A 25281-nucleotide genomic window follows, 5' to 3' on the forward strand; every position below is an offset into this window, starting at 1 on the left:
CGTCAGTCGTCGCCGAGGCCTGACAGGTCGACGTCGGACACCTCGGTGACCGCGCGGATCGCCGTCACCGAGGCGTAGCCGTCGGCCAGCAGGGCCAGGTCGGTGCCCGGCTGCACCGCCTGCCCGGGCTCCTCCAGGGACGTGCGCACGAAGCCGTGCCCCGACTCCGCCACCGTCATCTGCACCTGGCCGAAGCTGGCCAGCGTGCCCCGGCGTACCCCGCGCAGCCGGCCGTGCGGCAGGTCCGGCGCGTTGACGTTGAGCACGCTCTCGACCGGCCCGGCGGTGAGCCGGGGCAGCAGGTCCAGGGCGACCCGGGCGGCGGTCGACCAGTGTCGCTCGGCGTCGCGTACGCGGGCGGCGGCGGCCACGGCGGCACCCCCGCTGGCGGCCGTCGCCTCCCCGGCCGAGAGCACGTCGAGGGAGACGGCCATCGCCCGGCAGCCGTTCGCGGCGGCGGTGAAGGCGGCGCCGACGGTCCCGGAGTGCAGCACCGCGCGACCCGCGTTCGCGCCACGGTTGATGCCGGAGAGCACCACGGCCGGCGGCGGCCCGAACGCGCCGTGCACCGCGATCAGCGCGATGAAGCCGGGCGAGCCACCCACCCCGAACGCCGGCACACCCGGCAGCTCCGGCAGCGGGTGCTCGCGGACCACCACGTGCCCGTTCTGCTCCACGGCGGTCATCGCGGCGCTGGTGCCGCTCGCCTCCTCCAGGGGCGCGGCGACGACCACGTCGAGGCCGCGCTCCGCCGCCGCCCGCGCGAGCGCCTGGATGCCCGGCGCGGCGACGCCGTCGTCGTTGGTGACCAGCACGCGCAGCGTCATCGTTCGGCCGCCCGGTCGGCCAGCTCGTCGGGGGTGGTCCGCTCCTGCGGCCGGCTGCCGGCGGGGACGAGGCGCACCCGGTCGACCAGGCCGGTGATCGAGTCGAGCCGGCCGGTGCCCAGGCCGTGCCGGGTCACGTTGAGCGCCCCGGCCGCCGCCCCGGTCCGGATCGCGGTGCGCACGTCGCCGCCCCGGGCCACCACGGCGGCCACCCCGGCGGTCATCGAGTCGCCCGCGCCGCGCGGGTCGGCGGCCTGCAACCGGGGCATCTCCACCTCGAAGACCTCGCCGTCGACCAGGGCCAGGGCCGGCTTGTCGGCCCGGCTCACCACGACGTTCTCCGCGCCGGCGGCGTGCAGGTCGTACATCGCCCGGGTGAGCTGCTCCTCGTCCTCGCCCCGGGCCCGACCGTCGGCGACGAGTTCCTCGTGGCTGACCTTGAGGAAGAAGACGCCGCTGTCCAGCACGGCGCCGAGGTGCTCGCCGGACAGGTCGACCACCACCCGGCTGCCGTTGGCGCCGAGGTCGGCGGCGAACCGCCGGTAGAGGTCGGCCGGGACCAGTGCCGGCTCGTTCGGTCCGCTCAGCACGCTGACCGGGGCGCGCAGCCCCTCACCGAGCGTCAGGTTGTAGAGCTCGTCGAGTTCGTGCCGGCTGAGCGGCTGGCCGGGCACGTCCACGATCTCGCGTCGGGACCCCTCGCGGCGGTCGTGCACGTATCCGCCACTGCCGGAGTCCCGCAGCACCACCTTGAGGTCGACCCCCTCGCTGACCAGCAGCGGCTCCAGGACCTGGCCGATCTCGCCCCCGAGCGCGGCGCACAGCACCACGTCGACGCCGAGCGACATCACCATCCGGGCCTGCCAGACGCCCTGGCCGCCGGGGTGCAGATGCAGCTCCGGGGCGTCGCTGGGCTGGTCGACGGTCACCGTCAGCCGGGGCGTGGGCGCGAAGACCATCACGTGCCCGCTCATCCGTCGTACCTGTCCATGCTCCGCCTCCGTCGGTCGGCACGTACCGTGATCCGTCAACAGCCGACGGTAGTCGGGCGGGCGGCGGGTCGGTCGGCATCCGCGCGCGTACCGGCGCGCCGTTGCCACCGCGCCGCCCGGTGCGCGACGATCGGGCGACGGCGACGGTGGGGAGACGGCGTGCTCAGGCGGGATTCCTTCAGCTACACCGTCCAGGCGCGCTGCTCGCTCGCCGAGGCCGCCGGGTTGCTCGCGGACCCGGCCCGGCAGGAGGACCTGCACCCGCTGATCGTCCGGGTCCGCCGGGTGCCGCCCCGTCGCGGCGCGCGGGCCAGCTACCTCATCACCGACCGGCTGGCCGCCGGACCGCTGCGCGTGCCGGTCACCTACCGGGCCGACGTCCTGGTCGACGGGCCGGACGAGATCCTCACCGTGGCGCGGCAGTGGCCGGCCACCACGGTACGCAACCGGACGCGGCTGCGGGCCGAGCCGGACGGCGTGGTCCGGATCGACGTCGAGATCACCCTCGCCGCGCCGGCTCCGCTCTTCGGCTACGCCTTCCGCCAGGCGCGCGCCGCCCACCTGGGCCTGGCCGCCCGGCTCGGCGCGGCCCTGGACGGGTGCCCGCCGGGGTCGCCGCCCGCCTGAGCCGGGCTTCGGCGAACCCGGCGGCGTACCCGGCCGTCGGCGGCCGTACGGGGTTGCCAGGGGCCGTCAGGTGACCTGTCCCGGGGAGGCGTGGGCGCGGTAAGACGGTCGGCCCCGGTGACCCGCGAGGGGCGGGTCACCGGGGCCGGGGCGTCAGTAGACCGACAGGTGTACGTGGTTGGTGTGGTCGCTGGACGGGTCGCCGTTGGCGCCGCTGTACGACTTCCATCCGCTGCTGGGCAGCCAGATCTGCCTGTACCAGATCACGTAGAGCACGGCGAGCCGGTCGGCGTTCCTGACGAAGTACGCCGCCAGGTTGTTGCCGTACGTCCTGTCGCCGCCGGTGGCGTCGCCGCCGAACCCGCTCTTCTGCGCCGCGAAGTCGCAGGCCCGGCCCTTCGGGTGCTCGCCCGAGCCGCCGGGGCGGTAGCAGGAGACGTAGCGGGTGAAGCCGGCCGCCTTGGCCTGGTTGAGCGCGTGCAGGGTGCGCGGGGTGATGCAGCCGTCGGCCGGGGTGGGGTCGTTGACGCTGCACGACTCGGAGGGCCAGGACCCGTCGGGGTTACGCGGGGCCGGCTTCGCCGTCGCGGTGGAGCTGCCGCCCGGCCCGCTGCTCGACTGCGACCGGTTGGCCACCGTCAGCGCCCGCTCCGCCTGGTCCTTGCGCTTGGCCATCAGCGTGACCTGCTTGCGCTGCTCCCGGATCTCGCCGTCCAGGGCGAGCTTGGTGCGGGCGGCCTGGTCGCGGGTCTCCTGGAGCTCGCGGAGCGCCCGGTCCTCGTTGGCGGCCACCGCGTCGAGGGCGGCGGCCCGGTCCATGAAGCCGTCCGGCGAGCTGCTGTTGAGCAGGGCGGACGCGACGCCCAGCCGGCCGGTCCGGTAGGCCACTCCGGCGATCTCGCCGACCTTGTCGCTCCGCTCGGTCAGCTCGCCCTCGGTCGTCTTGAGCTGCGCGGCGAGCTGCTGCTGCCGCTTGACCGACGTGTCCAGCGCCCGCTTGGCGTCCAGGTAGCCCTTGCTGGCGGCCTCGAGTTGGGCCCGCAGGGCGGGCGTGCCGCCCTCCTCGTCCTGACCGGGGGCCGCGGCGAGCAGGCCGGTCCGGGAGGCGGCCGCCGCGGGGGCGGTGGTGACGGGGGCGACCGCGGCGCCGAGGGCGAGCGTCGCGGCGATCAGGGCCGCCAACCGGGCGGCGCGTCGTCGTACAGGTGCCATCACTGGCATACACGTGTCCTTCCGTCAGCCGCCGACCGGGTTAGCTGACGGGTTCGGGACGGAAGATCCCTACCGCTGACGCGGATGCACCCCACGAACATGGTTCCCCGGTTCGCCCCGCTGGGCGATTAGGCGGCGGCCACCGCCGGCACCGGTGGGTGCCGCCTGGCGGAGGCCGGAACCGAGCCTACCGGTGCCGGTGTGACTGGTGCAGCGCAGGTGACTGAGGGTGTCTGCCCGCTTACCGTCAAATCCGGCATAAGGCAACAATACTCTCCCAGATTTAAGGTTGTGCTCATTACCACTCAATCGACCCGCAGGCCCCGGGCGCCGCCCCCGGCTCGATCTGCAACGTCGCGTGCTCGATCTGGAAGTCCTCGTGCAGAGCCGTCCGGGCCGCGGTGAGCACCGCGCCGATTTCCGCGCCCGGCTCCATGGTCAGGTGCGCCGAGGCCACCTCCATCCCGGACGTCAGCGTCCAGACGTGCAGGTCGTGCACCTCGGCGACGCCGGGCACGGCCGCCAGTCGGTCGTGCACCTTGGTGACCTCGAGGTGCTCCGGCGCGGCCTGCACCAGGATGCGCAGCGCGGCGCGCCCGAGCCGCCAGGTGCGGGGCAGGATGAACAGCCCGATCGCCACCGCGACCAGCGGGTCGGCCCACCACCAGTCGGTGATGGCGATCAGCAGGGCCGCGCCGATCACGCCGAGTGAGCCCAGCAGGTCGCCGAGCACCTCCAGGTACGCGCCCTGAAGGTTGATGCTCTCCTTCGCCCCGGAGCGCAGCAGGGCGAAGGCGGCCACGTTGGCGAGCAGGCCGAGCACGGCGACCGCGAGCATCGGTCCGGCGAGCACCTCCGGCGGGTCGCCGAACCGGCGTACGGCCTCGACGACCACGTAGACCGCGACGCCGGAGAGCAGGACGGCGTTGGCCAGGGCGGCCAGCACCTCCAGCCGGTAGAGGCCGAAGGTGCGCTGCGGGTCCGCGCCGGCGCGCCGGGTCGCGGTGATCGCCGCGAGCGCCATGCCGATGCCGAGCACGTCGGTGAACATGTGCCCGGCGTCGCTCAGCAGGGCCAGCGAACCAGTGCGGAAGGCGGCCACCGCCTCCACCACCATCAGGGCGCCGAGCAGCGCGAACGCCGCCCAGAGGCGGCCCCGGTGGCGGTGCGCGGCGTTCGCGACCGACCCGTGGTGGTGGTCATGACCTGCGCCCACGCGCCCACCCTCCGTCACCCGTCCGGACCCGGTTCAATCTATGCTCACATCGCAATATGTGCAAGTGAATCCGGCGGCGGCCGGTACGGGTCAGCCGGTCGGGTCGACGGTGGTCAACCGCTGGGTGGCCCGCGACAGCGCGACGTAGAGCGTCCGTACGCCCGAACCCGGGTCGGCTCGGATCTCGCCCGGGGCCACCAGGACCACGCCGTCGTACTCCATGCCCTTGGCCTCCAGGCTGGTCACCACCTGCAGGCGCGGCGCGCCCAGCCCGCCCAGCCACCCGGCCACCTCGTCCCGGCGGGGCACCGGGGTGATCACGCCCACGGTGCCCTCGACCTCGGCCAGCAGCGCCGTGGCCGCCGCCACCACGGTGGTCTCCAGCTCCGCCGGCGACACCAGCAGCTCGACCGGGTCGACGCCGGTGGAACGCACCGCCCTGGGCAGCGGGAGATCCGGGTGCAGCCGGCGGATCTCGGCCGCCGCCACCGCGAAGATCTCCGCCGAGTTGCGGTAGTTCGTGGTCAGGGTGAAGTGGTGCCGCTTGCGCCGGCCCAGCGCCTGGTCCCGGGCCCGGGCCAGCTCCTCCGGGTCGCCGGTCCATGCCGTCTGCGCCGGGTCGCCCACCACCGTCCACGAGGCCAGCCGCCCGCGCCGGCCGATCATGCGCCACTGCATCGGCGAGACGTCCTGCGACTCGTCGACCACCACGTGCGCATACTCCCGGTAGTCCTCCGGGCGCTGCCGCGCCGCCTCGCGGGCCGCGCGCTGCCGGTCGGCGAACGTGCTCAGCTCGCGGACCCCGCTGGCCAGCCGGAACGGGTCCCGCTTCGGCCGGGCCGGCTTCATCGGCTTGCCGAGCAGCGCGTCCAGCTCGTCCAGCAGCGCGATGTCGGCGATCGTCAGCCCGGCGCGGTCCAGGCTCCGGTACGCGTCGGTCAGCAGCCGGATCTCGGCGCCGGAGAGGATCCCGCCGGCGTACCGGCGCAGCCGGTCAGGGCGGGCCAGCCAGCCCAGCACGTGCCGGGGGTGCAGCCGGGGCCACCAGGCCTTGAGGAACTCCCGGAACTCCGGCCGCTCGGCGATCTCGTCCTCGAAGGCGCGCTGCTCGGGCAGCCGGCCGATGCCCAGCCGGCGGGCCTGCGCCCAGAGCGCGGCGAACACGCCGTCGAAGCCGGCCCGGCGCACCTCGTTGCGGCGGGCGCCCCGCGGCATCGCCCGCTCCCGGATGGCGTCCAACTCGCGGCGGTCCAGCCGGAGCAGCTCGCCCCGGTAGAGCAGGCGCAGCTCGGCCGGGCCGTCCGGCACCGCGTCCCGGGCCGCCCGTTCCAGCACCCGGCGCATCCGCAGCGAGCCCTTGACCGCCGCCACGGCCGGCGGGTCGGTGCGGGTGGCGCTCATGCCCGGGAACAGGGCGCCCAGCGAGTGCAGCGTGGCGGTGTCCTCGCCGAGCGAGGGCAGCACCGAGGCGATGTACTCGACGAATACCGAGGACGGGCCGACCACCAGGATGCCGCCGCCGGCGTACCGGCTGCGGTCGGAGTAGAGCAGGTACGCGGCCCGGTGCAGGGCGACCGCCGTCTTGCCGGTACCCGGCCCGCCGGACACGATCGTCACCCCGGAACCGGGGGACCGGATCGCCTCGTCCTGCTCCCGCTGGATGGTGGCGACGATGTCCCGCATGCCCCGGCCGGTGGCCTTCGACAACGTGGCGAGCAGCGCGCCGTCGCCGACCACCGCCATGTCGGCGGGCGCGGCGGCGGGATCGAGCAGGTCGTCCTCGATCCGGGTGACCCGCTCACCGGAGGACTGGATCATGCGCCGCCGCACCACGCCCAGCGGCTCCGCCGGGGTGGCCTGGTAGAAGGCGGCGGCGGCCGGGGCCCGCCAGTCGACCACCAGGGTGGTCGCGTCCTCGTCCCGGATGCCGAGCCGCCCGACGTGCAGCACCTGCCGGTCGCGCAGGTCCAGCCGGCCGAAGACCAGCCCCTCGTGCTCGGCGTCCAGCACGTGCCGCCGCTGCGCGGCGTGGAACACCATCGCGTCCCGCTCGACCAGCGCCCCGAAGTTGCCGACCCGGGCGAGCCGGTAGCCCTCCTTCTCGGCGCGGACCGCCGACCGGCGCAGCTCGGCCAGCCGGGCGTACACCCGGTCGAGGTGCCGCTGCTCGACGGCGGTCTCCTGCGCCAGGGTGGTCTGGTCGGTCAACGGTCGCTCCTCCTGACGTCGGCGGCGGGCGACGCGAACCGCGCGAACCGCGCCAGGCCAACCGCAAGAGGGTACGGCCCGCGCGCAACCAGCCGCGCCTGAGGTGCGGGAAAGGAGCCCACGTCACCCTGCCCGCCCTGCCCGCCTGCCCCCTTCCGGGCTGCCCGGGTGCCCCCTTCCGCCCTCGCCCGCGTGCCCCCTTCCGGGCTGCCCGCGTCACCCCTGCCGGGTGGTGGCGGGAGCGGCGGAGCGGGCGCCGGCGAGCACCTGGCGGAGCACGCCGCCCAGCGCCGCGTTGACCTCGGCGGGGCGTTCCATCATCAGCATGTGCCCGGCGCCCGGGCAGACGGTCAGCTCCGTCGCCGGCAGCGCGGCGGCGATCGACTCGGCGCACGGCGGCGGGGTGAGCCGGTCCCGGTCGCCGACCAGCGCGGCCGCCGGCAGGTGGGCGAGCCGCGCGAGGGTGTCCAGCCGGTGCTGCGCCCCGATCGACGCCCGGAACCCGCCGATCGAGCGGAGCGAGGCGCGGGCCACCGCCGAGGTGACCAGCCGGATGTCGTACGGGTCGCAGCGGTCGCCGAAGAGCATCCAGCGGATGCTGGGGCGCAGGGCCCGCAGCAGCGCCCGGGGCGGCCGCCAGGACCCGCACCGGGCCAGCACGCCGGCCCCCGTGGTCTCGGCGAGCCGGATCAACCGGGCGATCCGGGGCGACAGGCCGTAGACGGTGTGCGTGTGCCCCTCGGCCGTCGTGGAGACGAAGACCAGCCCGGCGGCCCGGGCGGCGAAGTGCTCGGGGTGCCGGTGCGCGTACTCCATGATCGTCATGCCGCCCATCGAGTGGCCGGCGAGCACCACCCGGCCGCTCGGGGCCACCTCGTCCAGCACCGCGGCGAGGTCGTCGCCGAGCTGGGCGAGGGTGGCGGTGGGCAGCGCCATGCAGCTCGACCGGCCGTGCCCGCGGGCGTCGTAGCTCACCACCCGTACCGCGTCGAACTGTTCCCGCAGGTCGGCGAGCTGCCGGTGCCAGGCCCGCCCGTCCAGCGTCCAGCCGTGCAGCAGCACCACGGTGACCTCGGCGTCGGCCGGCCCGGTCGCCTCGACGTGCAGACGTACGTCGTCGGGAAGACGTACCTCGACGTGCTCCGGCATCGCCACCTCCCCAGGCCGCGCTGGTCCGCAACACCGGGGATACCCGGTGGTAACACCGGCTACCCGTCATGACACCACGGCAACCGTGCCGGTGAGAAGATTGGCAACCCGGTCCGGGCGCCGGCCGTGCCGGCCAAGCTGGGGACATGGGGTCGCCGCAGGCATCGCCGGCCGGGCCTGCGTCGTCCGGGCCCGCGTCGTCCCGGCCCGCGTCGTCGGGGCCTGCGCCGGCTGGGCGTGCGGCCGGCGGCACGCCCCGGGCCGCCCTGGCGGAACTGCTCGCCGGTAACCGCCGATTCGTCAGCGGCCAGCCGGTCCACGGCCACGACGTCACCGCCGCGGCCGCGGCGGCCTCCGGCGACCAGCAGCCGTACGCGGTGCTCCTCGGCTGCATCGACTCGCGGGTGCCGCTGGAGGCGATCTTCGACCAGACGTTCGGCTCGATCTGCGTGATCCGTACCGGCGGGCACGTGCTCGACCGGGCGGTGCTCGGCTCCATCGAGTACGTGGTCGCTGAGCTGGGCGTACCGCTGGTGATGGTGCTCGGGCACGAGCGGTGCGGCGCGGTCGCCTCCGCCGTGGACGCGCTGCGCGGCGGGCGGTCACCGGGCGGCGCGCTGGCGCACCTCGTCGAACAGATCGCCCCGGCGGTGGCCGAGGTGGGCGTCGACGACCCCAGGGCGCACCCGCTGGCGGTCCGCCGGCACGTGCTGCGGACGGTCGCCACGCTGCGCGCCGACGACCTGCTCGCCGGCCCCGTCGCCGCCGGCCGGCTGGCGGTGGTCGGCGCCCTCTACGACCTGGCCACCGGCGAGGTCGCCCTGCTGGAGGGGTGAGGCGTTAGGAAGGGGCCCTTCCTTACACCTAGGCGCGCGCATGAGAAGAACCGCCCGCCGGGGTGATCCCGACGGGCGGTTCAGGTGTCGCGTGGGGGAGGGCTCAGCCCTCGAAGACGCCGGCCTCGACGAGGCGCTTCTCGGTGGCGTCCCAGCCGTCGCCCGGGTGAGCGGCGTTCAGAGTGTTGATCTCGGCCCGGATCTTGGCGGCGTGGCCGGCCGCGGCCAGCGCCCGGATCTCCTCGACGAAGGCCTCGGAGTCGGTGCGCAGGTGCGCGGTCTTGCCGTTGGTCAGGTTCCGCACGTAGGCGTGCTTACCGCCGTTGAGCGGGATGAGGTACTTGAACTCGCCCAGCACGCTGAGGGCGCCACCCTGGCCAGCCTGGCCGGCCCGGACTGACGCGCGCGCGGTCTTAGAGGTGTTGCTCGCCACGGAGGTACTCCTTGCAAGACGTACGGGAGGACGGAACGTCCGGGGGCTGTGCGGACGGCACCTGGTGAGTGGGTCCGCGGAAGATGTGCGCGGCACAGGCCGCCGATGGAACTGTACACGACCACGATCCCTGGCTGGTCATCGCGTCTGGAGGGGTCAACGGCGGTCACCCGTCCGACTATTCCGTCCGGCGAATTTTCCGATTCCCTGGCGCACCATCCGTCACACCAGTCATCATGTGTTTCCAGAAACCACTCGGGTGAACGAGGTCGTAGGGGAAGACGCACCTCGCTCTCCGGGAGGTCACCGTGCCAACGCGTGGCGTCGTATACGTCCACTCGACCCCGCTCGCCGTGTGCTCACACGTCGAGTGGGCGATCGCGCGCGTCCTCGCCGCGCCGGTCAACCTGCAGTGGACGGCTCAGCCCGTCGACCCCGGCGCCCGCCGGGCCGAGTGCGGGTGGACCGGTCGCCCGGGGACGGGCGCCGAGCTGGCTGCTGCCCTCCGGCAGTGGCCCATGATCCGTTTCGAGGTCACCGAGGAGCCGAGCGCCGGCGCCGACGGCGAGCGCTTCATGTACGTCCCGGGGCGGGGCCTGTTCCGGGCGACCGTGGGCGCGGCCGGCGACATCCAGCTCGGCGAGGACCGGCTGCGCAGCCTGATGGCGGGCGCGCGGGCGCCGGAGGCCCTCGCGCACGCGCTCGACAAGGCGCTCGGCACCGCCTGGGACGCCGAGCTGGAGCCCTACCGCCACGCCGGCGACGGCGCTCCGGTGACCCTGCTCACCCGCGTCGGCTGACGCCCCACGTCCGGTCGATCCGGCGGGGAGGTCAAGTTGCCCCGATAAGGGGTGAACTGGTGGGATGGGCCGCGTGTCGACTACCCCGCGACGTGCCGGCGTCGCGCTCGCCGCCCTGACCGCGCTGCTCGTCTCCGGGTGCTCCGGGCCGGCGGACCGCCGCCCCGATCCGACGCCGACGAGCGCCGCCCCGGCCACCCCGACACCTGGTGCGAGCCTGCCCGCCGCCGACCCGGCCGCCCGCGCCGCCGCCCTGGTCGGCACGCTCGCCGACGAGGACCTGGTCGGCCAGGTGCTGATGCCCTACGCCTACGGCGACTCGGCCACCCGGGTCTCACCCGGCTCCAAGGCCGGCAACCAGGCCCTCGCCGGGGTGGACACCCCCGCCGAGATGATCGCGAAGTACCGGCTCGGCGGGCTGATCCTGGTCGGCTTCAGCGCCGACGACCCGACCCAGGGCAACCAGGAGACCACCAACGTCGACAACCCGAAGCAGGTCCGCGAACTCACCACCGGCCTGCGCGAGGCGGCCGGCCGGTTGCCCGCCGGCCAGGCGCCGTTCCTGATCGGCACCGACCAGGAGTACGGCGTGGTCACCCGGATCACCGACGGGGTGACCCTGCTGCCCAGCGCCCTCGCCGCCGGCGCGGCCGGGAAGCCGGAGCTGACCGAGGCCGCGTGGCGGGCGGCCGGCGCCGAACTCGCCGCGATGGGGATCAACCTCGACTTCGCCCCGGTCGCCGACGTGCTCGCCACCCGCAGCACCGTGATCGGCTCCCGGTCGTACGGGGCGGACCCGAAGGTGGCGGCGGGACAGGTGGCCGGCGCGGTCCGCGGGTTGCAGGCGGCGGGCGTCGCCGCGACCGTCAAGCACTTCCCGGGCCACGGGCACAGCGCCACCGACTCGCACAAGGACCTGCCGGTGCTCGACCAGTCCCGCAAGGCGCTGGAGACCGGCGCCTGGCCGCCGTTCTCCGCCGGCATCGACGCCGGCGCGATGGCCGTCATGTCCGCCCACCTCGACGCCCGGTCGGTGGACCCCGGCACCGCGGCGACGTTCTCGCGCAAGCTGCTCACCGACGTGTTGCGCGGCCAGCTCGGCTTCCAGGGCGTGGTGATCACCGACGGGATGAACATGCCGCCGGCGAAGCGCTGGTCGCCGGGGGAGGCGGCGGTGCGCGCGCTGCAGGCGGGCAACGACCTGATCCTGATGACGCCGCACGTCGGCCAGGCGTACGACGGGCTGCTCGCCGCGCTCCGCGACGGCTCGCTGCCCCGGGCCCGCCTCGTCGAGGCCGCGACCCGGGTGCTGACCATGAAGTTCAAGCTCGCCGACCGGCCCACCCCGGAGCTGTCCACGCTGGGCGGCCCGGCGCACCGCAAGGCGGCGGAGGACCTGGCGGCGGCGGCCGTGACGGTGTTCCGGGGCGCCTGCGGCGGCGGGGTCCGGGGCCCGGTGACCGTCACCTCCTCCGGCGGGCGCGACCACACCCGGGCGGCGCTGACCGAGGCGCTCACCGCGGCCGGGGTCAAGGTGGTGCCCAGCGGCGGCACGGTGGTGCACCTGGTCGGGTACGGCGACGGCGCCGGCGACCTGCGCGCCGACGCCGCCGTCACGGTCGCCATGGACACCCCGTACGTGCTGGCGAAGGCGAAGTCACCGACCCTGCTGGCGACGTACTCGTCCAGCCGGGCGTCGATGACCGCCCTCGCCGGGGTGCTGGCCGGCAAGGCGCGGCCGGAGGGGCGGTCCCCGGTGCCGGTGCCCGGCCTGCCCGCCACCACCTGCGCCGGCTGACCACCTCACTCGCGGTTGATCCGGGCCGACTGCTTCACCAACTGGTACGCCGGCAGCAGGTCCTCCGGGTCCGGGGCGTTCAGGCTCAGCACGATCGGGTCGTAGAGCGAGGACAACGCGACGGCCCGGTCCAGGTCGCCGTCCTCGCGGGCGGGGCCACACGTCTGGCTGGGCAACAAACCCGGTATCGCGGCATTCGCTGATGGACCATGCTTGACTACATGGCTGACACCGTGCGGGCATGGCGCAGCCCGTCCCTGGCCCAGACCATTGGCGAGATCGAGGCAGAACTCGACCTGGCCTGGGCGCGCCTGCTCGGCGAGTGGGACGTCGCCTGCGGTTCGCCAGAGGAGACGGCGTTGAGCTGGCTCGTCATCGACAATCCCGAAGAGCATGACTGGCGCATCGTCGATGCCGCCCTCGACCGCCTGATGTGTACGGAGTGCGGATCCACCCTGACCAGGGGCCCGGCTTCCTGTCAGCGGTGCACGTACTACCACGAAGTGCGCTTCGCCGCCCGAGAGGTGGATCGGCCGAACGTGCCGGCCGGCAACGAGCACGCCATCCGTGTCAGCTTCGCCGTTGCCCGCAGCCGCACGCGCTACAGCGCGCGGGCGAGGGTCGGTTACGAACTGGTCCTGCCCTCCCTCGTCGCCGGTGACCTGCCCACCACGAAGCATGCCCAAGCAGGCAAAGCGTTGATCAACAAACTGACACCCGAGGAGTGCGACCAGGTCGTGACCTTCGCAGAAGTCGAAGAACTTGCTCGTACCCGTTGACGCGCCAACGGACTCGGCGAGGAACTCCGCCGCCCGGCCAAGGTCGCCGACGACCCGCAGCTCGTGATGGCCCGGTGGACCGGCAACCACCGCCGGGCAACCGCCCGCCGGCACCTCGCAACGGGGGCCGACCGACGCGAGGGGCCCGCGCTCGGCGAGCGCGGGCCCCTCGACGGTACGTGCGACTACAGCGGGATGTTGCCGTGCGCGCCCCGGGCCGCCGGGGCGGCGGCGAGGGCCTCGGCGATGCGGCGGCGGGTCTCGGCGGGCGTGATGACGTCGTCGACGACGCCGATCTCCAGGGCGCGGTTGACGCCCCCCGCGACCCGGGTCTGCTCCTCGATCAGCTGCGCGCGCAGCGCCTCGCGCTCCTCGGCGGGGGCGGCGGCGAGCTTCTTGCGGTGCAGGATGTTCACCGCCGCGCTGGCCCCCATGACGGCGACCTCGGCGTGGGGCCAGGCGAACACGGCGGTCGCCCCCAGGGAGCGGGAGTTCATCGCGATGTACGCCCCGCCGTAGGCCTTGCGGGTAACCAGGGTCACCCGGGGCACGACGGCCTCGGCGAAGGCGTGCAGCAGCTTCGCGCCGCGGCGCACCACGCCGTCCCACTCCTGGCCGAGGCCGGGCAGGTAGCCGGGCACGTCGACCAGCACGATCAGCGGCACGCCGAGGGAGTCGCACATCCGCACGAACCGGGCCGCCTTCTCGGCGCTCGAGGCGTCGAGGCAGCCGCCCAGGCGCAGCGGGTTGTTGGCGATCACCCCGACGGTGCGGCCGGCGAACCGGCCGAGCGTGGTCACCACGTTCGGCGCCCACTTGGCGTGCAGCTCCACCCCGGGGGCGTCCAGCAGCGCCTTGACCACCGGCTTGACGTCGTAGGCCCGGTTCGTCTCGACCGGCATCTTCGCCGCCAGGTCGTGCCCCTGGTCACCCTCCACCGCCACGTCGTCGGGCGACAGCCGGCCCTGGCGCCCGAGCAGCGCGGCGAGCTTGCGCGACTCGACCAGCGCCGTCTCGTCGTCCTTGCACGTCACGTGGACCACCCCGGAGCGGCGGCCGTGCGGCTCCGGCCCGCCCAACCGCTCCATGTCGACCTGCTCACCGGTGACGCTGCGTACCACCTCCGGGCCGGTCACGAAGATCCGTCCGGCCCCGCTCATCACCACGATGTCGGTCAACGCCGGCCCGTACGCCGCGCCGCCGGCCGCCGGACCCAGCACCACAGAGATCTGCGGCACCCGGCCCGACGCCCGCACCATCGCGGCGAACACCTGACCCACCGCGTCCAGCGCCACCACGCCCTCGGCCAGCCGGGCCCCACCGGAGTGCCACAACCCCAGCACCGGCACCCGCTCCCGCACCGCGGTGTCGATCGCGTCCACGACGTGCCGGCACCCCTCGGTGCCCATCGCCCCGCCCATCCTGGTGGCGTCGGTCGCGTACGCGATCGCCGGCGTGCCGTCGATCTCGCCCCGCGCCCACAGGACGCCGGAGGCGTCCCGGGGCACCATCAGCCGCAACGAACCGGCGTCGAACAGGGCCCGCAGCCGCAACTCCGGATCCCGGTAGTCGACGGCGGACGAAGTGTCCGCGCCAACGGCGGTGGTGCTCACGTGAGCCTCCAAGGCTGTGGTCTCAGGCCCGCGTGAAGACGAGAGCCACGTTGTGCCCGCCGAAGCCGAACGAGTTGTTCAGCGCGGCCGGGATGTCCATGTGGCGCGCCTTGTTGGCGGCCACCTCCAGGGTGAGGCCGTCGTCCGGGTCGTCGAGGTTGATCGTCGGCGGTACGACCCCGTCGCGGATCGCCAGGATGGTGGCGATCGACTCCAGCGCGCCCGCCGCGCCCAGCAGGTGACCGGACATCGACTTGGTGGAGGTCAGCACCGGGTGGTCGCCGAGCGCCGCCCGCAGTGCGGTGATCTCCGCCACGTCGCCGACGGGGGTCGAGGTGGCGTGCGCGTTCACGTGCACGACGTCCTGCTTGGCCACGTCCGCGTCCGCGATGGCCTTCGCGATGGCCCGGATCGCGCCCTCCCCCTCCGGGTGCGGCTGCACGATGTCGTAGCCGTCGGAGGTGATACCGGCCCCGGCCAGGCGCGCGTACACCCGGGCGCCCCGGGCGGCGGCGTGGTCCGCGCGCTCCAGCACCAGGATGCCCGCGCCCTCGCCGAGCACGAAGCCGTCACGGCCCTTGTCCCACGGCCGGGAGGCCCGCTCCGGCTCGTCGTTGCGGGTCGACATGGCCCGCATCGAGCTGAAGCCGGCGATCGGCAGCTGGTGGATGACCGCCTCGGTGCCGCCGGCCACCACCACGTCGGCGCGGCCGGCGCGGATCATGTCCAGGCCGAGCGCGATCGCCTCCGCACCGGTCGCGCAGGCGCTGGCCACCGAGTGCACCCCCGCCTTCGCGCCCAGCTCCAGCCCCACCCAGGCGGCGGGGCCGTTCGGCATCAGCATCGGGATGGTGTGCGGGGAGACCCGCCGCGGCCCGGACGCCTCCAGGATGTCGTCCTGGGCGAGCAGGGTGAGCGCGCCGCCGATGCCCGAGCCGACGCTGACGCCCAGCCGCTCCCGGTCCAGCCCGGAGTCGGCCAGGCCGGCGTCCGCCCAGGCCTGCTGCGCCGCGATGATCGCGATCGCCTCGGAACGGTCCAGCCGGCGCAGCTTGACCCGGTCGAGCAGGCCGGCCGGATCCACCGCGAGCTGGGCGGCGATCCGGACCGGCAGCTGCTCGGCCCACTCCGGGGTGAGCGCACTCACCCCGGAGCGGCCGGCGAGCATGGCGTCCCAGGTCGACGCGACGTCCCCGCCCAGCGGAGTGGTCGCGCCGAGCCCGGTGACGACGACGTCGGTGTGCGCCATGATCAGGACTGCGCCTCGATGTAGCTGACGGCGTCCCCGACGGTCTTCAGGTTCTGCACCTCGTTGTCCGGGATCTTGACGCCGAACTTCTCCTCGGCCGCCACCACGACCTCCACCATGGAGAGCGAGTCGACGTCCAGGTCGTCGGTGAAGGACTTCCCCTCGGCCACGTCGTCCGGGTTCACCCCGGCAACCTCTTCGAGGATCTCGGCGAGGCCGGCGGTGATCTCGTCACGGGTCATTGCGGTTGGGTTCCTCTCATCGGTTTCACTCGACGGCCGACGACGCCGGCCGTCACTCCCCGGCGCTGGCGCGCCGGAGGGGCTTTCAGGGGCAGCGGACGACCTGACCGGCGTAGGTCAGGCCACCGCCGAAGCCGAAGAGCAGCACGGGGGCGCCCGAGGGCACCTCCCGCCGCTCGACCAGCTTGGACAGGGCCAGCGGCACGCTCGCCGCCGAGGTGTTGCCGGACTCGACGATGTCCTTGGCGATGATCGCGTTCGGGATGCCGAGCCGCTTCGCGATGCCGTCGATGATCCGGGCGTTGGCCTGGTGCGGCACGAAGGCGGCCAGCTCCGACGGGTCCACCCCGGCGCGCTCGCACGCCTGCCGGGCCAGCGGCGCCAGCTCGGTGGTGGCCCAGCGGAAGACCGACTGTCCCTCCTGCTGGATGTACGGGCGCCAGCCCTCGATGCGTACCGCGTCGCTCTTCTCCGGGGCGGAACCCCAGACCACCGGGCCGATGCCGGCGGGCTCGTCCTCGGCGGTGGCCGTCACCACGGCGGCGCCGGCGCCGTCGGCGAAGATGATGCAGGTCGAGCGGTCCGTCCAGTCGACGATGTCGGAGAGCTTCTCCGCGCCGATCACCAGGGCGTTGCGCGAGGCGCCGGCCCGGATCGCGTGGTCCACCGTGCCGAGCGCGTAGGCGAAGCCGGAGCAGGCCGTGTTGATGTCGTACGCCCCGGGCGCGGTGATGCCGAGCTTGGCGGCGACCCGGCAGGCGACGTTCGGGCTGCGGTCGACGGCGCTGCAGGTGGCCACGACGACCAGGTCGATGTCGGCGGCGCTGAGCCCGGCGTTGGCCAGCGCCTTGCCAGCGGCGGCGGCGGCCATGTCGGTGACCGACTCACCGTCGGCGATCCGCCGGGTGACGATGCCGACCCGGTCGCGGATCCACTCGTCGTTGGTCTCCACCAGTTGCGCGATCTCGTCGTTGGTGACCACCCGGGACGGCTGGTAGTGCCCCATGGCAAGGATCCGGCTGCCGGTCATGCGTGACCTCCGATGCGAACGAGCGGCTGGCCCGGCGCGACCGGGTCGTCGTGGTGGGCGAGCCACTCGGTGAGCACCCCGCTGTCGTGCGCGGTCACCTCGACCGGGCCCTGCCGGGTGGCGATGTGGCCGACGATCTGCCCGGCGTCGAGCGTCGCGCCCTCGGCCAGGTCCTCCGCCGGCTCGAAGGTGCCGGCCGACGGGGCCACCACCACGCGGAACTGCATGGTCGGCTCGTGACTCGGCGCCATTCCGTGCCGGGCGGTCAGGTCCCGCGCGGCGGGCAGGTCGTCCGGGGTGTTCAGGGTGACGATCTCCGGGAGGCCGCTGTCCTTGAGCTCCCGCTTGATCAGGCCCGCGAGGGTGCCCGCCGGGGGCAGCTCGATCACGCCGGTCACCCCGAGGTCGGCCAGCGTGCGCATGCAGAGGTCCCAGCGCACCGGCGCGGTGACCTGCCGGACCAGGCGCTGCACCATGTCGCGCCCGTGGTTGACCGCGGCGCCGTCGATGTTGGACAGCAGGATCCGGGTCGGGTCGGCGGGGGTGATCCCGGCGGCGACGGCGGCGAGCGCCGCCTCGGCGGGGGCCATGTACGGGGTGTGGAAGGCGCCGGCCACCTTGAGGCGGATCACCCGGGCCTTGGTCGGCGGCTCGGCGGCGAGCTTCTCCAGCCCCTCGACCGCGCCGGCGGCGACGAACTGGCCGGCGCCGTTGCGGTTGGCCGGGTGCAGCCCGTGCGCGGCGATCGCGGCGAGTACCTCGTCGGAGTCCCCGCCGAGCACGGCGGCCATCCCGGTCGGCTCCAGCGCGCACGCGGCGGCCATCTCGCGACCGCGTACCCCGGCGAGGGTGATCGCCGCCTCCGCCGGCAGCACCCCGGCGAGCGCCGCCGCGCCCAGCTCGCCGACGCTGTGGCCGGCGGTGACCGTGACGTCGTACATCGGCAGGTGCTCGGCGGCGAGCAGCGCCGCAGCGACCAGCAGCGGCTGGGTGCGGGCGGTGTCCTTGATCTCGTCGGCGTCGGCCGCGGTGCCGAGGTGCACCAGGTCGACCCCGGCCATCGCCGACCACCACCGCAGCCGCGCCTCGGCGCCGGGCAGGTCGAGCCAGGGGGTCAGGAAGCCGGGTTTCTGGGAACCCTGGCCGGGAGAGAGTACTGCGAGCACGTCTATGACTCTCCCGGATACGCGCGGGTAGCGCTGTGCGGCTGCCGACCAAACCGCACTAGGACCTTTGGAGGGTTCCTACAAAGATCGGCGGTGATCGTCACCCGACTGTGATGTTTTCCTGACGGCTGGGGTCATTGTCTGGGTCGGGACCACTGGGACCACCGGGTCGAGCCGGCCCACGGTGAGCGCCACCTGGAGGGCGAACGCGTCCCGTGCGGCGAGCGGCGAGAAGCCGGTCACGTCGGCGACCCGCCGCAGCCGGTAGCGCACCGTGTTCGGGTGCACGAAGAGGGCGCGGGCGGCGCTCTCCAGCGTCCCGCCGGCCGCGAAGAACGCGTCGAGGGTCTCCAGCAACTCGCCACCCGCCCGCACCAGCGCCGCGTAGACGTCGTGCCGCAGCCGCCGGCGCGCCTCCGCGTCACCGGCCAGCGCGCGTTCCGGCAGCAGGTCGCCCGCCGGCACCGGCCGGGGCGCGGTCGGCCAGGCGGGGGCGGCCCGGAAGCCGGCCAGCGCCGCCCGGGCCGACTCGGTCGCCTCGTCCAGGCTCGGCACGGCCGGACCGACCACCACCGGCCCGTCACCGAACGCGCCGAGCAGCTTGCCGGTGGCCGCGACGGGATCGGCGGCGCCGCCGAGCACGATGACGAGCCGGTCGCCGTGCACCCCGCCGATCACCTCGGCGCCGATGCGCCGGGCCTGCCGGTGCACGGTGTGCAGCACGGCGGAGACCTCGCCGCCGGGGGAGCGACCGACCGCCACCGCCACCGGCGGGGCGTCCGCCCAGCCGAGCGCCGCCGCGCGGCTGGCCAGCACGTCCGGCGAGTCGCCCCGCAGCAGCGCGTCCACCAGCAACGCCTGCAGCCGGGCGTCCCACGAGCCGCGGGACTCGGCGGCCCGGGCGTACGCGCGGGCGGCGGCGAAGGCGATCTCCCGGGAGAACCGCAGCACCGCCTCGCGCAACTGCTGCTCCTCGCCCGGCGCGGCCAGGTGCGAGACCTGCTCCTCGACGACGTCGATCATCACCTTGATCAGGGCCACCGTCTGCTGGAGGCTGATCGAGCGGGCCAGCGCCTGCGGCGCGGTGGCGAAGACCTCGTCGGAGACCTCCTGGGTGCTGTCCGCCGTGCCGCCGCCGTCGCGCAGCCACTGCACCAGCGACCGGGCGCCGGCCTGGGCCACCAGCATCACCCACGAGCGGTGGTCGGCGGGCAGGTCGCGGAACCAGGGCAGGGTCTCGTCCATCCGGGCCACGCTGGCGCTGGCCAGCGCCCCCGCCGCCCGCTCGATCCGGCGCAGGGTGGCCGACAGCTCCGTACCGCCCGGCTCGCTCACCGCTCCAGCCTGACACGCCCCGACCTGCACCTTCACGCCGGGCGGCCCGCGCTCGGCGGGACGTCGGGGCCCGGCCTGTCGGGCCGGGCGGGCGCAGGAGCGGGGAGCCCCAGCTCCTGGGCCAGGATGGCGGCCTGCACCCGGCTGCGCAGGTCCAGCTTGGCGAGGATCCGGCTGACGTGGGTCTTGGTGGTGCTCTCCGCCATCGCCAGCCGTTCGGCGACCTGCTGGTTGGACAGCCCGAGCCCGAGGCAGGCCAGCACGTCCCGCTCCCGGGGGGTCAGCGCGTCCACCGCCGCCCGGGTCGCCCCGGAGGTGGCCGGGGCGGTCGCCGCGAACGCGGTGATCAGCCGGCGGGTCACCGCCGGGGCGATGAACCCCTCGCCCCGGGCGACCGTCCGCACCGCCGCCACCAGCCCCTCGGCGTCGGTGTCCTTGAGCACGAAGCCCGCCGCGCCGGCCCGCAGCGCGCCGAAGACGTACTCGTCGAGGTCGAAGGTGGTGAGCACGAGCACGTCGGCGAGCCGGTCGGCGACGATCTCCCGGGTGGCCGAGATGCCGTCCAGCCGGGGCATCCGCACGTCCATGACCGCCACGTCGGGCCGCAGCTCGCGGCAGAGCCGGACCGCCTCCGCGCCGTCCTCGGCCTCGCCCACCACGGTTACGCCGGGCGCGCCGCCCAGGATCAGGGCCAGCCCGGCCCGCACCGCCGGCTGGTCGTCGGCGAGCAGCACCCGGATCACCTCGGCCATGACACGTCCCGTCCCCTCACGCCGCCCCGCCCGTCGGCAGTTCCACCCGTACCCGCCAGCGGCCCTGCGCCGGGCCGGCGGAGAACCGGCCGTCGAGCAGCGCCGTCCGCTCCCGCATCCCGATCAGGCCGGCGCCCGCGCCGGCCGGCGCGCCACCGCCGGCGCCGACCGCGTTCTCCACGCCCACCACCACCCCCGCCGGCTCGTACGCGACCAGCAGGTCGGCCTCGCCGGCGCCGTGCTTGAGCGCGTTGGTCAGCGACTCCTGCACGATCCGGTACGCGGCCAGGTCCACCCCGACCGGCAGCGGCCGGGGCTCGCCGCGCCGGGTCACCCGGACCGCCAGCCCGGCGGCGCGGGCCCGGTCGACCAGCCCGTCGACCTCGCTCAGCCGGGCCCGGGTCGTCTCGTCCGTGGCGTCGACGGCGGGCCCGCCCTCCGCCGGCTCCCGGAGCAGCCCGATCATCTGCCGCATCTCGGCCAGGCCCTGCACGCTGTTCTCCCGGATCACCCGCAGCGCCGACTGGACCTGGGCCCGGTCCAGCCCGGGCACGGAGAGCGCGGCCGTGGCGTGGATGGCCACCGCGCTCAGGTGGTTGGCGATCACGTCGTGCAGCTCCCGGGCCATCCGGGCCCGTTCCGCGCTCACCGCCTGCCGCCGGTCCAGCTCCACGAGCCGGGCGGTCTGCTCGGCCCGGGCCCGCTCGGCCGCCGCCTGGTCCCGGTACTGCCGCACGCTGATCCCGGTGAGCACCGGCACCACCCCGGCGAGCACGCCGAGCACGCCGACGCCCACACCCCGCCAGTCGCCGGTCAGCAGCACCCCCGCCGCCGCGCAGAGCACACTCAGCGCGACCGTGATCCGCAGCAGCCAGCGCCACGTCCGGGCCGAACCGAACACGCACGCGTCGTAGAGCACCTGGGTGTAGACGAGGACGGTGGCCAGCGAGCCGCCCATCGCGAGGTCGGCCACCAGCGCCGCCGTGCCGAGCGTCAGGCTGGTCCGGGTCGCGACCCGGCGCAGGCTCACCGCCACGCAGGCCGCCACCAGCGGCACCAGGAACAGCGGCTCCGGCAGGCCCGGCTGCTGGGGCACCTGCGGCTGCGTGTCCAGGCCGTACAAGACCCCGCCGCCGGCCAGGGAGGCGGCGGCGAGCGTCAGGTCCCGGCCGGCGGTGCCGGGCCCGAGCCAGGTCGACGGTCGCATGGCCCCGATCCCACCACACCGACCGCCGCCCGCCCTCCGCCCGGCGGAGGACCCCACCCCGCCCCACCCCCACCGAAAGATGTACGCCCACCCGAGGCCCTCGCACCGGCCCCACCCCCCCCGCTCCCGGGGCCGGCGGGGGCGGGTCCGTCGAAGGAGGGAGGGGGATCTCGTTCTCGGCGGTGAGGGTTGCGCGTCCGCGGCGGGGCAGGGTGATGGGGCACGAACGGGGAGGGTGGAAATGCTGCTGGGAGTCATCGTCGCCTGCGAGATCGGGTTCTGGGTGGTGCTCGCCGCCGGGCTGGTCGCGCGGTATCCGCTGCGCCGGCCGCGGCTGGGCGCCGCGCTGCTGGTCTGCGTACCGCTGGTGGACCTGGTGCTGCTCGCGGCGAGCGCGCTGGACCTGCGGCGCGGCGCCACCGCGGACGTCACCCACGGCCTCGCCGCCGCCTACCTCGGCTTCTCGGTGGCCTTCGGGCACTCGATGGTCCGCTGGGCCGACCAGCGCTTCGCGCACCGCTTCGCCGGTGGCCCGCCGCCGGTCAGGCCGCCGCGGCACGGGTGGGCGCGGACCCGGCACGAGTGGCGGGAGTGGGGCAAGGGCCTGCTCGGGTGGGCGATCGCCTGCGCGCTGCTCGGGGCGGCGATCCTCTGGGTCGACGACGCCGAGCGGACCCGGGAGCTGACGAACTGGATCGGCAGGCTCTCCCTCGCCATCGTCATCTGGCTGGTCGCCTTCCCGGTCTGGGAGACGATCTTCCCGCGCCGGGCGCGGCCCTGACCCGGGTCCGGCTGCACGGCCCGTCGGTGCCGGCCAGTACGGTGACAGGGCACGTCGGGGCGACCCCGGCGGGCGTGGCGAGCGTGAGGAGACCGGATGGCCCACGGGGAGGCCGAGCACGGCTGCGCCCAGGGTGAGCCCTGCCGGACGGGCCACCACGAGCAGCAGGCGGCCGCCAAGCACCACCGTCGAGTGCCCGGCGGGTTCCCGGCCCATGCGCCGGAGCCCCCTGGTCGCGCGCCGGAGCGCGCCGACGAGGACGCCCCGGTGCCCCGGCAGCGCGCCGCCGAGGCGGCCCTGCCGGGCGAGGCCGAGCCGGCGGCGACGCAGGGCTGCCGCAGCGACCTGCCCGGTTGGGCCGGCGCGCACCGGCACGGCCCGGTCCGCCCCCGGCACCGCGCCGTCCGCCGGGAGCGACCGCCACGCCGCTGGTGCTGACCACGGGGGCACCGTCGGGCCGTTAGCGTGATCGGTGTGAAGGCGATCGCGATCGACGCGTACGGCCCCGCCGACCTGCTGACCGTCCGGGATCTGCCCACCCCGCCCGTCGGCCCGGACACGGTGCTGGTGCGGGTCCGGGCGGCCGGGGTCAATCCGGTCGACTGGAAGGTGCGCGAGGGGCACCTGGCCGGTGCCTTCCCGAGTCACTTCCCGCTCGTCCCCGGCTGGGACGCGGCCGGGGTGGTGGAGGCGGTCGGCCCGGCGGTGGCCGGGTTCGCGGTGGGCGACGAGGTCGTCGGGTGCGTCCGGCGCGACGACATCCAGCACGGCACGTACGCCGAGCTGGTGCCGGCGCCGGAGCGGGCGCTGGCGGACAAGCCGGTCCAGGCGTCCTGGGCCGAGGCGGCCGGCCTGCCGCTGGCTGGGCTCACCGCGTACCAGGCGCTCCAGTTGGCGCGCACCGGCGCCGGCGACACGGTGCTGGTGCACGGCGCGTCCGGCGGGGTGGGGCACCTCGCCGTCCAGATCGCCCGGGCGCTCGGCGCGGGCCGCGTGATCGGCACGGCCGGCCCGGACAACCACGACTTCGTCCGGTCCCTGGGCGCCGAGCCGGTCGCGTACGGCGACGGCCTGGCCGACCGGGTGCGCGCGCTCGCGCCCGACGGGGTGGACGTGGCGCTCGACCTGTTCGGCGGCGCCGCGCTGGACATTCGGCCGGGCTGCTCGCCCGGCCCGCCCGGTTGATCTCCACGGCCGACCCGGAGCACGTCGCCCGGCTGGGCGGCAGCTACGTGTTCGTGAAGCCGTCGTCGGCCGACCTGAGCCTGCTCGGCGGGCTGGTCGACGCCGGCCGGCTGACCGTGCACGTGGCACGGACGTTTCCGCTGGCGCAGGCCGCCGACGCCCACCGCCTGGTGGAGACGGGGCACGTCCGCGGAAAGGTGGTCCTGGAGGTCTGACCCGCCGACCCAGGCCAATCGGGCGGCGCGGGGTGGCCCGTCAGCGGGTGCGGCGGCGGACCAGCAGCGCGATCCCGGCGAGACCGGACGTGATCACCAGCACCACCGCCACGTTGAGCAGCAGCAGCCGCTGCAGCTCGCCGAGGGCCTCGTCGATGTCCTTCGCCGGGTTGAGCGCGTCCTCCGGGATGACCCGCTCGCCGCCGCCGACGCCGCCGCTCACCGTGTCGAACTGCCGCTCCAGCGGCACACCGGCGGTGCGGAGCGTCTCCGACATGGTGAGCCGGCCGAGGAACCACCCCGCGACGGTCTTGCGGGAGTCGGGCTGCTTGGCCGGCCGGTAGACCCGCGGCCCGCCGACCGCCTTCGGGTAGAGGTCGTACGTCTGCTTCGGAACGTCACCGGCGAACACCACGACCGTGTACTTCGGACCGAGGTCGGCCGCCTTCGGGCCGCGGGCCTGCCCCGTGCGGCCGAGGAAGCTGACCTGGTCGATGATCGCCACCACGTGCGCCGGGTGGGCGTCGGCGTGCAGCCGCAGCGGCTCGGCCAGGCCCTCGCCGGTGATCTCCACGCCGGCGGGCGGTGGCTTCGGCGCCGCCTTCGCCGCCCCGGCGAGACCGAGCGACACGACCGTCGCCGCGAGCCCGCCCGCCAAAACCGCGACCAGTCGCCGCATCGTCCGGACCATCGCCGCCTCCTCGCCCCGTTCGATGGATGGCTTGCTGCAGGTCACGCGCTGCCTGGCCGACGGAGTGGTCGAACCCGCACACATCGGGTGCCCACTCTCAAGACTCCGCAGAACGTCGATCGGTTGCAGCTTGTGGAACAGTAATTGGAACTATCTGCGATCTGGGCCCGGCAGTGAGCGGTAGCCGTTGATCAGCGGGCGGATCGTACCTTTACGGAGGGGTTCATGGGGGGCAGGGTCCCACGGGCGGCGCGTACCTGGCCAGTGGCGGTCGGCGTGGCGCTCGGTGTGTCGCTGGCGCTGCCGGCCGCGCCGGCCGTCGCGCACAACTCGCTGACCGGCAGCGATCCGCGCGACGGCGCCCGGGTGGCCAAGGCGCCCACCCGGATCGAGCTCCGGTTCCTGGCGAAGCCCGACCCGGGCACGACGAAGATCACAGTCACCGGGCCGGACAACGTGGTCGCGGCGGGCGGCCCGCCGACCTTCTCCGGCTCCCGGGTCAGCATTCCGTTCACCCCGGGCAGGGCCGGCCTGTACGTCGTCGGCTACCGGTTGGCGTCCAGCGACGGGCACACGGTCTCCGGAGAGGTGCGGTTCACCCTCACCACCGGCACCCCCGCCGAACCGCCCCCGTCGACCGGCCCGGCCACGCCGGCGCCGGCCGTACCGTCGCCGACCGGCTCCGTCGCACCGACCTCGGCCGCGCCCGCCCCGACGGGCGGCGGCGCGGCGGCCGTGGTGCCGACAGTCGGGCGGAGCGAGGGCGCGGGGCGGGGCTGGCTGTGGGCGCTCGGCGGCGTCGCGGCGCTGGCCGCCCTCGCGGCGGGCCTGCTGCTGCGCCGCCGCTCCGCCCGCCGCTGACCGGCCCCTCCGGCGGGGCTGCGCCCGGAACTCCCGCCAGCCGGCGCCCCGATCGCCCGGGAGACGGGCGCGACAGG

At 75.0% G+C, this 25281-nt stretch carries 27 protein-coding genes and 1 riboswitch; of the genes, 10 read left to right on the forward strand and 17 right to left on the reverse strand.

Annotated features, from left to right (window positions below):
• Positions 1 to 2: 2 nt before the first annotated feature.
• Positions 3 to 827, reverse strand: coding sequence for a 5'/3'-nucleotidase SurE (gene surE, locus ACFY23_RS06940; protein ID WP_350683046.1), 825 nt, complete (start codon positions 825 to 827; stop codon positions 3 to 5).
• Positions 824 to 1801: a PfkB family carbohydrate kinase gene (locus ACFY23_RS06945; protein ID WP_350683048.1), complete on the reverse strand. Its 978-nt coding sequence runs from the start codon at positions 1799 to 1801 to the stop codon at positions 824 to 826. Before ACFY23_RS06945 ends, surE begins: the two co-directional genes overlap by 4 nt.
• A gap of 177 nt (positions 1802 to 1978) precedes the next feature.
• On the opposite strand from ACFY23_RS06945, the gene ACFY23_RS06950 reads away from it, so the two are divergent.
• The gene (locus tag ACFY23_RS06950) at positions 1979 to 2446 is read left to right on the forward strand and encodes an SRPBCC family protein (RefSeq protein ID WP_350683050.1); all 468 of its coding nucleotides are present in this window, start codon (positions 1979 to 1981) and stop codon (positions 2444 to 2446) included.
• A gap of 153 nt (positions 2447 to 2599) precedes the next feature.
• Here the strand turns inward: ACFY23_RS06950 and ACFY23_RS06955 are convergent, their stop codons facing one another.
• From ACFY23_RS06955 to ACFY23_RS06970, 4 genes are all read right to left on the reverse strand, one after another.
• Complete coding sequence (locus ACFY23_RS06955) at positions 2600 to 3658, reverse strand: hypothetical protein (protein WP_350683092.1); 1059 nt, start codon at positions 3656 to 3658, stop codon at positions 2600 to 2602.
• Positions 3659 to 3671: 13 nt separating this feature from the next.
• Positions 3672 to 3803, reverse strand: a riboswitch (cyclic di-AMP (ydaO/yuaA leader).
• A 153-nt stretch (positions 3804 to 3956) separates the two neighbouring features.
• Entirely contained in the window at positions 3957 to 4874 is a 918-nt protein-coding gene (locus ACFY23_RS06960) for a cation diffusion facilitator family transporter (protein WP_350683052.1), read from the reverse strand.
• 90 nt (positions 4875 to 4964) lie between these two features.
• Complete coding sequence (locus tag ACFY23_RS06965; RefSeq protein WP_350683054.1) at positions 4965 to 7082, reverse strand: AAA family ATPase; 2118 nt, start codon at positions 7080 to 7082, stop codon at positions 4965 to 4967.
• 216 nt (positions 7083 to 7298) lie between these two features.
• Positions 7299 to 8231 (reverse strand): alpha/beta hydrolase, encoded by a 933-nt coding sequence (locus tag ACFY23_RS06970; RefSeq protein ID WP_350683056.1) that lies wholly within the window; start codon positions 8229 to 8231, stop codon positions 7299 to 7301.
• A gap of 146 nt (positions 8232 to 8377) precedes the next feature.
• Between ACFY23_RS06970 and ACFY23_RS06975 the strand changes: the two genes are divergently transcribed.
• Entirely contained in the window at positions 8378 to 9067 is a 690-nt protein-coding gene (locus tag ACFY23_RS06975) for a carbonic anhydrase (protein WP_350683058.1), read from the forward strand.
• A 103-nt stretch (positions 9068 to 9170) separates the two neighbouring features.
• Here ACFY23_RS06975 and ACFY23_RS06980 read toward each other — a convergent pair whose 3' ends face one another.
• Positions 9171 to 9500 (reverse strand): hypothetical protein, encoded by a 330-nt coding sequence (locus ACFY23_RS06980; RefSeq protein ID WP_350683060.1) that lies wholly within the window; start codon positions 9498 to 9500, stop codon positions 9171 to 9173.
• A gap of 308 nt (positions 9501 to 9808) precedes the next feature.
• Between ACFY23_RS06980 and ACFY23_RS06985 the strand changes: the two genes are divergently transcribed.
• A complete protein-coding gene (locus ACFY23_RS06985) occupies positions 9809 to 10300 on the forward strand; it encodes a DUF3145 domain-containing protein (protein WP_350683062.1) in 492 nt (163 codons plus the stop codon).
• A gap of 64 nt (positions 10301 to 10364) precedes the next feature.
• Entirely contained in the window at positions 10365 to 12098 is a 1734-nt protein-coding gene (locus tag ACFY23_RS06990) for a glycoside hydrolase family 3 N-terminal domain-containing protein (RefSeq protein WP_350683063.1), read from the forward strand.
• Positions 12099 to 12103: 5 nt separating this feature from the next.
• On the opposite strand, the gene ACFY23_RS06995 is transcribed toward ACFY23_RS06990, so the two are convergent.
• Positions 12104 to 12274 (reverse strand): hypothetical protein, encoded by a 171-nt coding sequence (locus ACFY23_RS06995; RefSeq protein ID WP_350683065.1) that lies wholly within the window; start codon positions 12272 to 12274, stop codon positions 12104 to 12106.
• Positions 12275 to 12319: 45 nt separating this feature from the next.
• On the opposite strand from ACFY23_RS06995, the gene ACFY23_RS07000 reads away from it, so the two are divergent.
• On the forward strand, positions 12320 to 12877 hold the full coding sequence (locus ACFY23_RS07000; RefSeq protein WP_350683067.1) for a hypothetical protein: 558 nt from the start codon (positions 12320 to 12322) through the stop codon (positions 12875 to 12877).
• Between the two features lie 185 nt (positions 12878 to 13062).
• Here the strand turns inward: ACFY23_RS07000 and ACFY23_RS07005 are convergent, their stop codons facing one another.
• From ACFY23_RS07005 to ACFY23_RS07040, 8 genes are all read right to left on the reverse strand, one after another.
• On the reverse strand, positions 13063 to 14490 hold the full coding sequence (locus ACFY23_RS07005; RefSeq protein ID WP_350683069.1) for a carboxyl transferase domain-containing protein: 1428 nt from the start codon (positions 14488 to 14490) through the stop codon (positions 13063 to 13065).
• A gap of 22 nt (positions 14491 to 14512) precedes the next feature.
• A complete protein-coding gene (gene fabF, locus ACFY23_RS07010) occupies positions 14513 to 15739 on the reverse strand; it encodes a beta-ketoacyl-ACP synthase II (protein ID WP_350683070.1) in 1227 nt (408 codons plus the stop codon).
• Positions 15740 to 15741: 2 nt separating this feature from the next.
• Positions 15742 to 15981, reverse strand: coding sequence for an acyl carrier protein (locus ACFY23_RS07015; RefSeq protein WP_007072348.1), 240 nt, complete (start codon positions 15979 to 15981; stop codon positions 15742 to 15744).
• A gap of 85 nt (positions 15982 to 16066) precedes the next feature.
• Positions 16067 to 17011 (reverse strand): beta-ketoacyl-ACP synthase III, encoded by a 945-nt coding sequence (locus ACFY23_RS07020; RefSeq protein WP_350683072.1) that lies wholly within the window; start codon positions 17009 to 17011, stop codon positions 16067 to 16069.
• Positions 17008 to 18177 (reverse strand): acyltransferase domain-containing protein, encoded by a 1170-nt coding sequence (locus ACFY23_RS07025; RefSeq protein WP_350683074.1) that lies wholly within the window; start codon positions 18175 to 18177, stop codon positions 17008 to 17010. Before ACFY23_RS07025 ends, ACFY23_RS07020 begins: the two co-directional genes overlap by 4 nt.
• 78 nt (positions 18178 to 18255) lie before the next feature.
• Positions 18256 to 19548: a PucR family transcriptional regulator gene (locus ACFY23_RS07030; protein WP_387036660.1), complete on the reverse strand. Its 1293-nt coding sequence runs from the start codon at positions 19546 to 19548 to the stop codon at positions 18256 to 18258.
• On the reverse strand, positions 19545 to 20264 hold the full coding sequence (locus ACFY23_RS07035; RefSeq protein WP_350683076.1) for a response regulator transcription factor: 720 nt from the start codon (positions 20262 to 20264) through the stop codon (positions 19545 to 19547). The genes ACFY23_RS07030 and ACFY23_RS07035 overlap by 4 nt, the downstream gene beginning before the upstream one ends.
• 16 nt (positions 20265 to 20280) lie before the next feature.
• Positions 20281 to 21471, reverse strand: coding sequence for a histidine kinase (locus tag ACFY23_RS07040; RefSeq protein ID WP_350683078.1), 1191 nt, complete (start codon positions 21469 to 21471; stop codon positions 20281 to 20283).
• Between the two features lie 241 nt (positions 21472 to 21712).
• Here ACFY23_RS07040 and ACFY23_RS07045 point away from each other — a divergent pair, with 241 nt between their 5' ends.
• The 4 genes from ACFY23_RS07045 (at position 21713) to ACFY23_RS07060 (ending at position 23652) form a co-directional block, all read left to right on the forward strand.
• Positions 21713 to 22252 (forward strand): hypothetical protein, encoded by a 540-nt coding sequence (locus ACFY23_RS07045; protein WP_350683080.1) that lies wholly within the window; start codon positions 21713 to 21715, stop codon positions 22250 to 22252.
• 96 nt (positions 22253 to 22348) lie between these two features.
• Entirely contained in the window at positions 22349 to 22690 is a 342-nt protein-coding gene (locus tag ACFY23_RS07050; RefSeq protein ID WP_350683082.1) for a hypothetical protein, read from the forward strand.
• 36 nt (positions 22691 to 22726) lie between these two features.
• Positions 22727 to 23437: an NADP-dependent oxidoreductase gene (locus tag ACFY23_RS07055; protein ID WP_350683084.1), complete on the forward strand. Its 711-nt coding sequence runs from the start codon at positions 22727 to 22729 to the stop codon at positions 23435 to 23437.
• On the forward strand, positions 23434 to 23652 hold the full coding sequence (locus tag ACFY23_RS07060; RefSeq protein WP_350683086.1) for a zinc-binding dehydrogenase: 219 nt from the start codon (positions 23434 to 23436) through the stop codon (positions 23650 to 23652). Before ACFY23_RS07055 ends, ACFY23_RS07060 begins: the two co-directional genes overlap by 4 nt.
• Positions 23653 to 23692: 40 nt before the next feature.
• On the opposite strand, the gene ACFY23_RS07065 is transcribed toward ACFY23_RS07060, so the two are convergent.
• Complete coding sequence (locus ACFY23_RS07065; protein ID WP_350683088.1) at positions 23693 to 24343, reverse strand: hypothetical protein; 651 nt, start codon at positions 24341 to 24343, stop codon at positions 23693 to 23695.
• Positions 24344 to 24568: 225 nt separating this feature from the next.
• Here ACFY23_RS07065 and ACFY23_RS07070 point away from each other — a divergent pair, with 225 nt between their 5' ends.
• Entirely contained in the window at positions 24569 to 25204 is a 636-nt protein-coding gene (locus tag ACFY23_RS07070; RefSeq protein ID WP_350819074.1) for a copper resistance protein CopC, read from the forward strand.
• Positions 25205 to 25281: the final 77 nt, after the last annotated feature.

Origin of the sequence: Micromonospora sp. NPDC000121, assembly GCF_042899165.1 — a bacterium.
Lineage (GTDB): Bacteria > Actinomycetota > Actinomycetes > Mycobacteriales > Micromonosporaceae > Micromonospora.

Coding starts and splice junctions, on each gene's coding strand:
- ACFY23_RS07070 (WP_350819074.1), top strand. CDS start 24,569: ATGGGGGGCAGGGTCCCACGGGCGGCGCGTACCTGGCCAGTGGCGGTC.
- fabF (WP_350683070.1), bottom strand. CDS start 15,739: ATGGCGCACACCGACGTCGTCGTCACCGGGCTCGGCGCGACCACTCCG.
- ACFY23_RS07000 (WP_350683067.1), top strand. CDS start 12,320: ATGGCTGACACCGTGCGGGCATGGCGCAGCCCGTCCCTGGCCCAGACC.
- ACFY23_RS06975 (WP_350683058.1), top strand. CDS start 8,378: ATGGGGTCGCCGCAGGCATCGCCGGCCGGGCCTGCGTCGTCCGGGCCC.
- ACFY23_RS07035 (WP_350683076.1), bottom strand. CDS start 20,264: ATGGCCGAGGTGATCCGGGTGCTGCTCGCCGACGACCAGCCGGCGGTG.
- ACFY23_RS07045 (WP_350683080.1), top strand. CDS start 21,713: ATGCTGCTGGGAGTCATCGTCGCCTGCGAGATCGGGTTCTGGGTGGTG.
- ACFY23_RS06955 (WP_350683092.1), bottom strand. CDS start 3,658: ATGGCACCTGTACGACGACGCGCCGCCCGGTTGGCGGCCCTGATCGCC.
- ACFY23_RS07015 (WP_007072348.1), bottom strand. CDS start 15,981: ATGACCCGTGACGAGATCACCGCCGGCCTCGCCGAGATCCTCGAAGAG.
- ACFY23_RS07020 (WP_350683072.1), bottom strand. CDS start 17,011: ATGACCGGCAGCCGGATCCTTGCCATGGGGCACTACCAGCCGTCCCGG.
- ACFY23_RS07050 (WP_350683082.1), top strand. CDS start 22,349: ATGGCCCACGGGGAGGCCGAGCACGGCTGCGCCCAGGGTGAGCCCTGC.
- surE (WP_350683046.1), bottom strand. CDS start 827: ATGACGCTGCGCGTGCTGGTCACCAACGACGACGGCGTCGCCGCGCCG.
- ACFY23_RS06970 (WP_350683056.1), bottom strand. CDS start 8,231: ATGCCGGAGCACGTCGAGGTACGTCTTCCCGACGACGTACGTCTGCAC.
- ACFY23_RS06945 (WP_350683048.1), bottom strand. CDS start 1,801: ATGAGCGGGCACGTGATGGTCTTCGCGCCCACGCCCCGGCTGACGGTG.
- ACFY23_RS06990 (WP_350683063.1), top strand. CDS start 10,365: ATGGGCCGCGTGTCGACTACCCCGCGACGTGCCGGCGTCGCGCTCGCC.
- ACFY23_RS07040 (WP_350683078.1), bottom strand. CDS start 21,471: ATGCGACCGTCGACCTGGCTCGGGCCCGGCACCGCCGGCCGGGACCTG.
- ACFY23_RS07065 (WP_350683088.1), bottom strand. CDS start 24,343: ATGGTCCGGACGATGCGGCGACTGGTCGCGGTTTTGGCGGGCGGGCTC.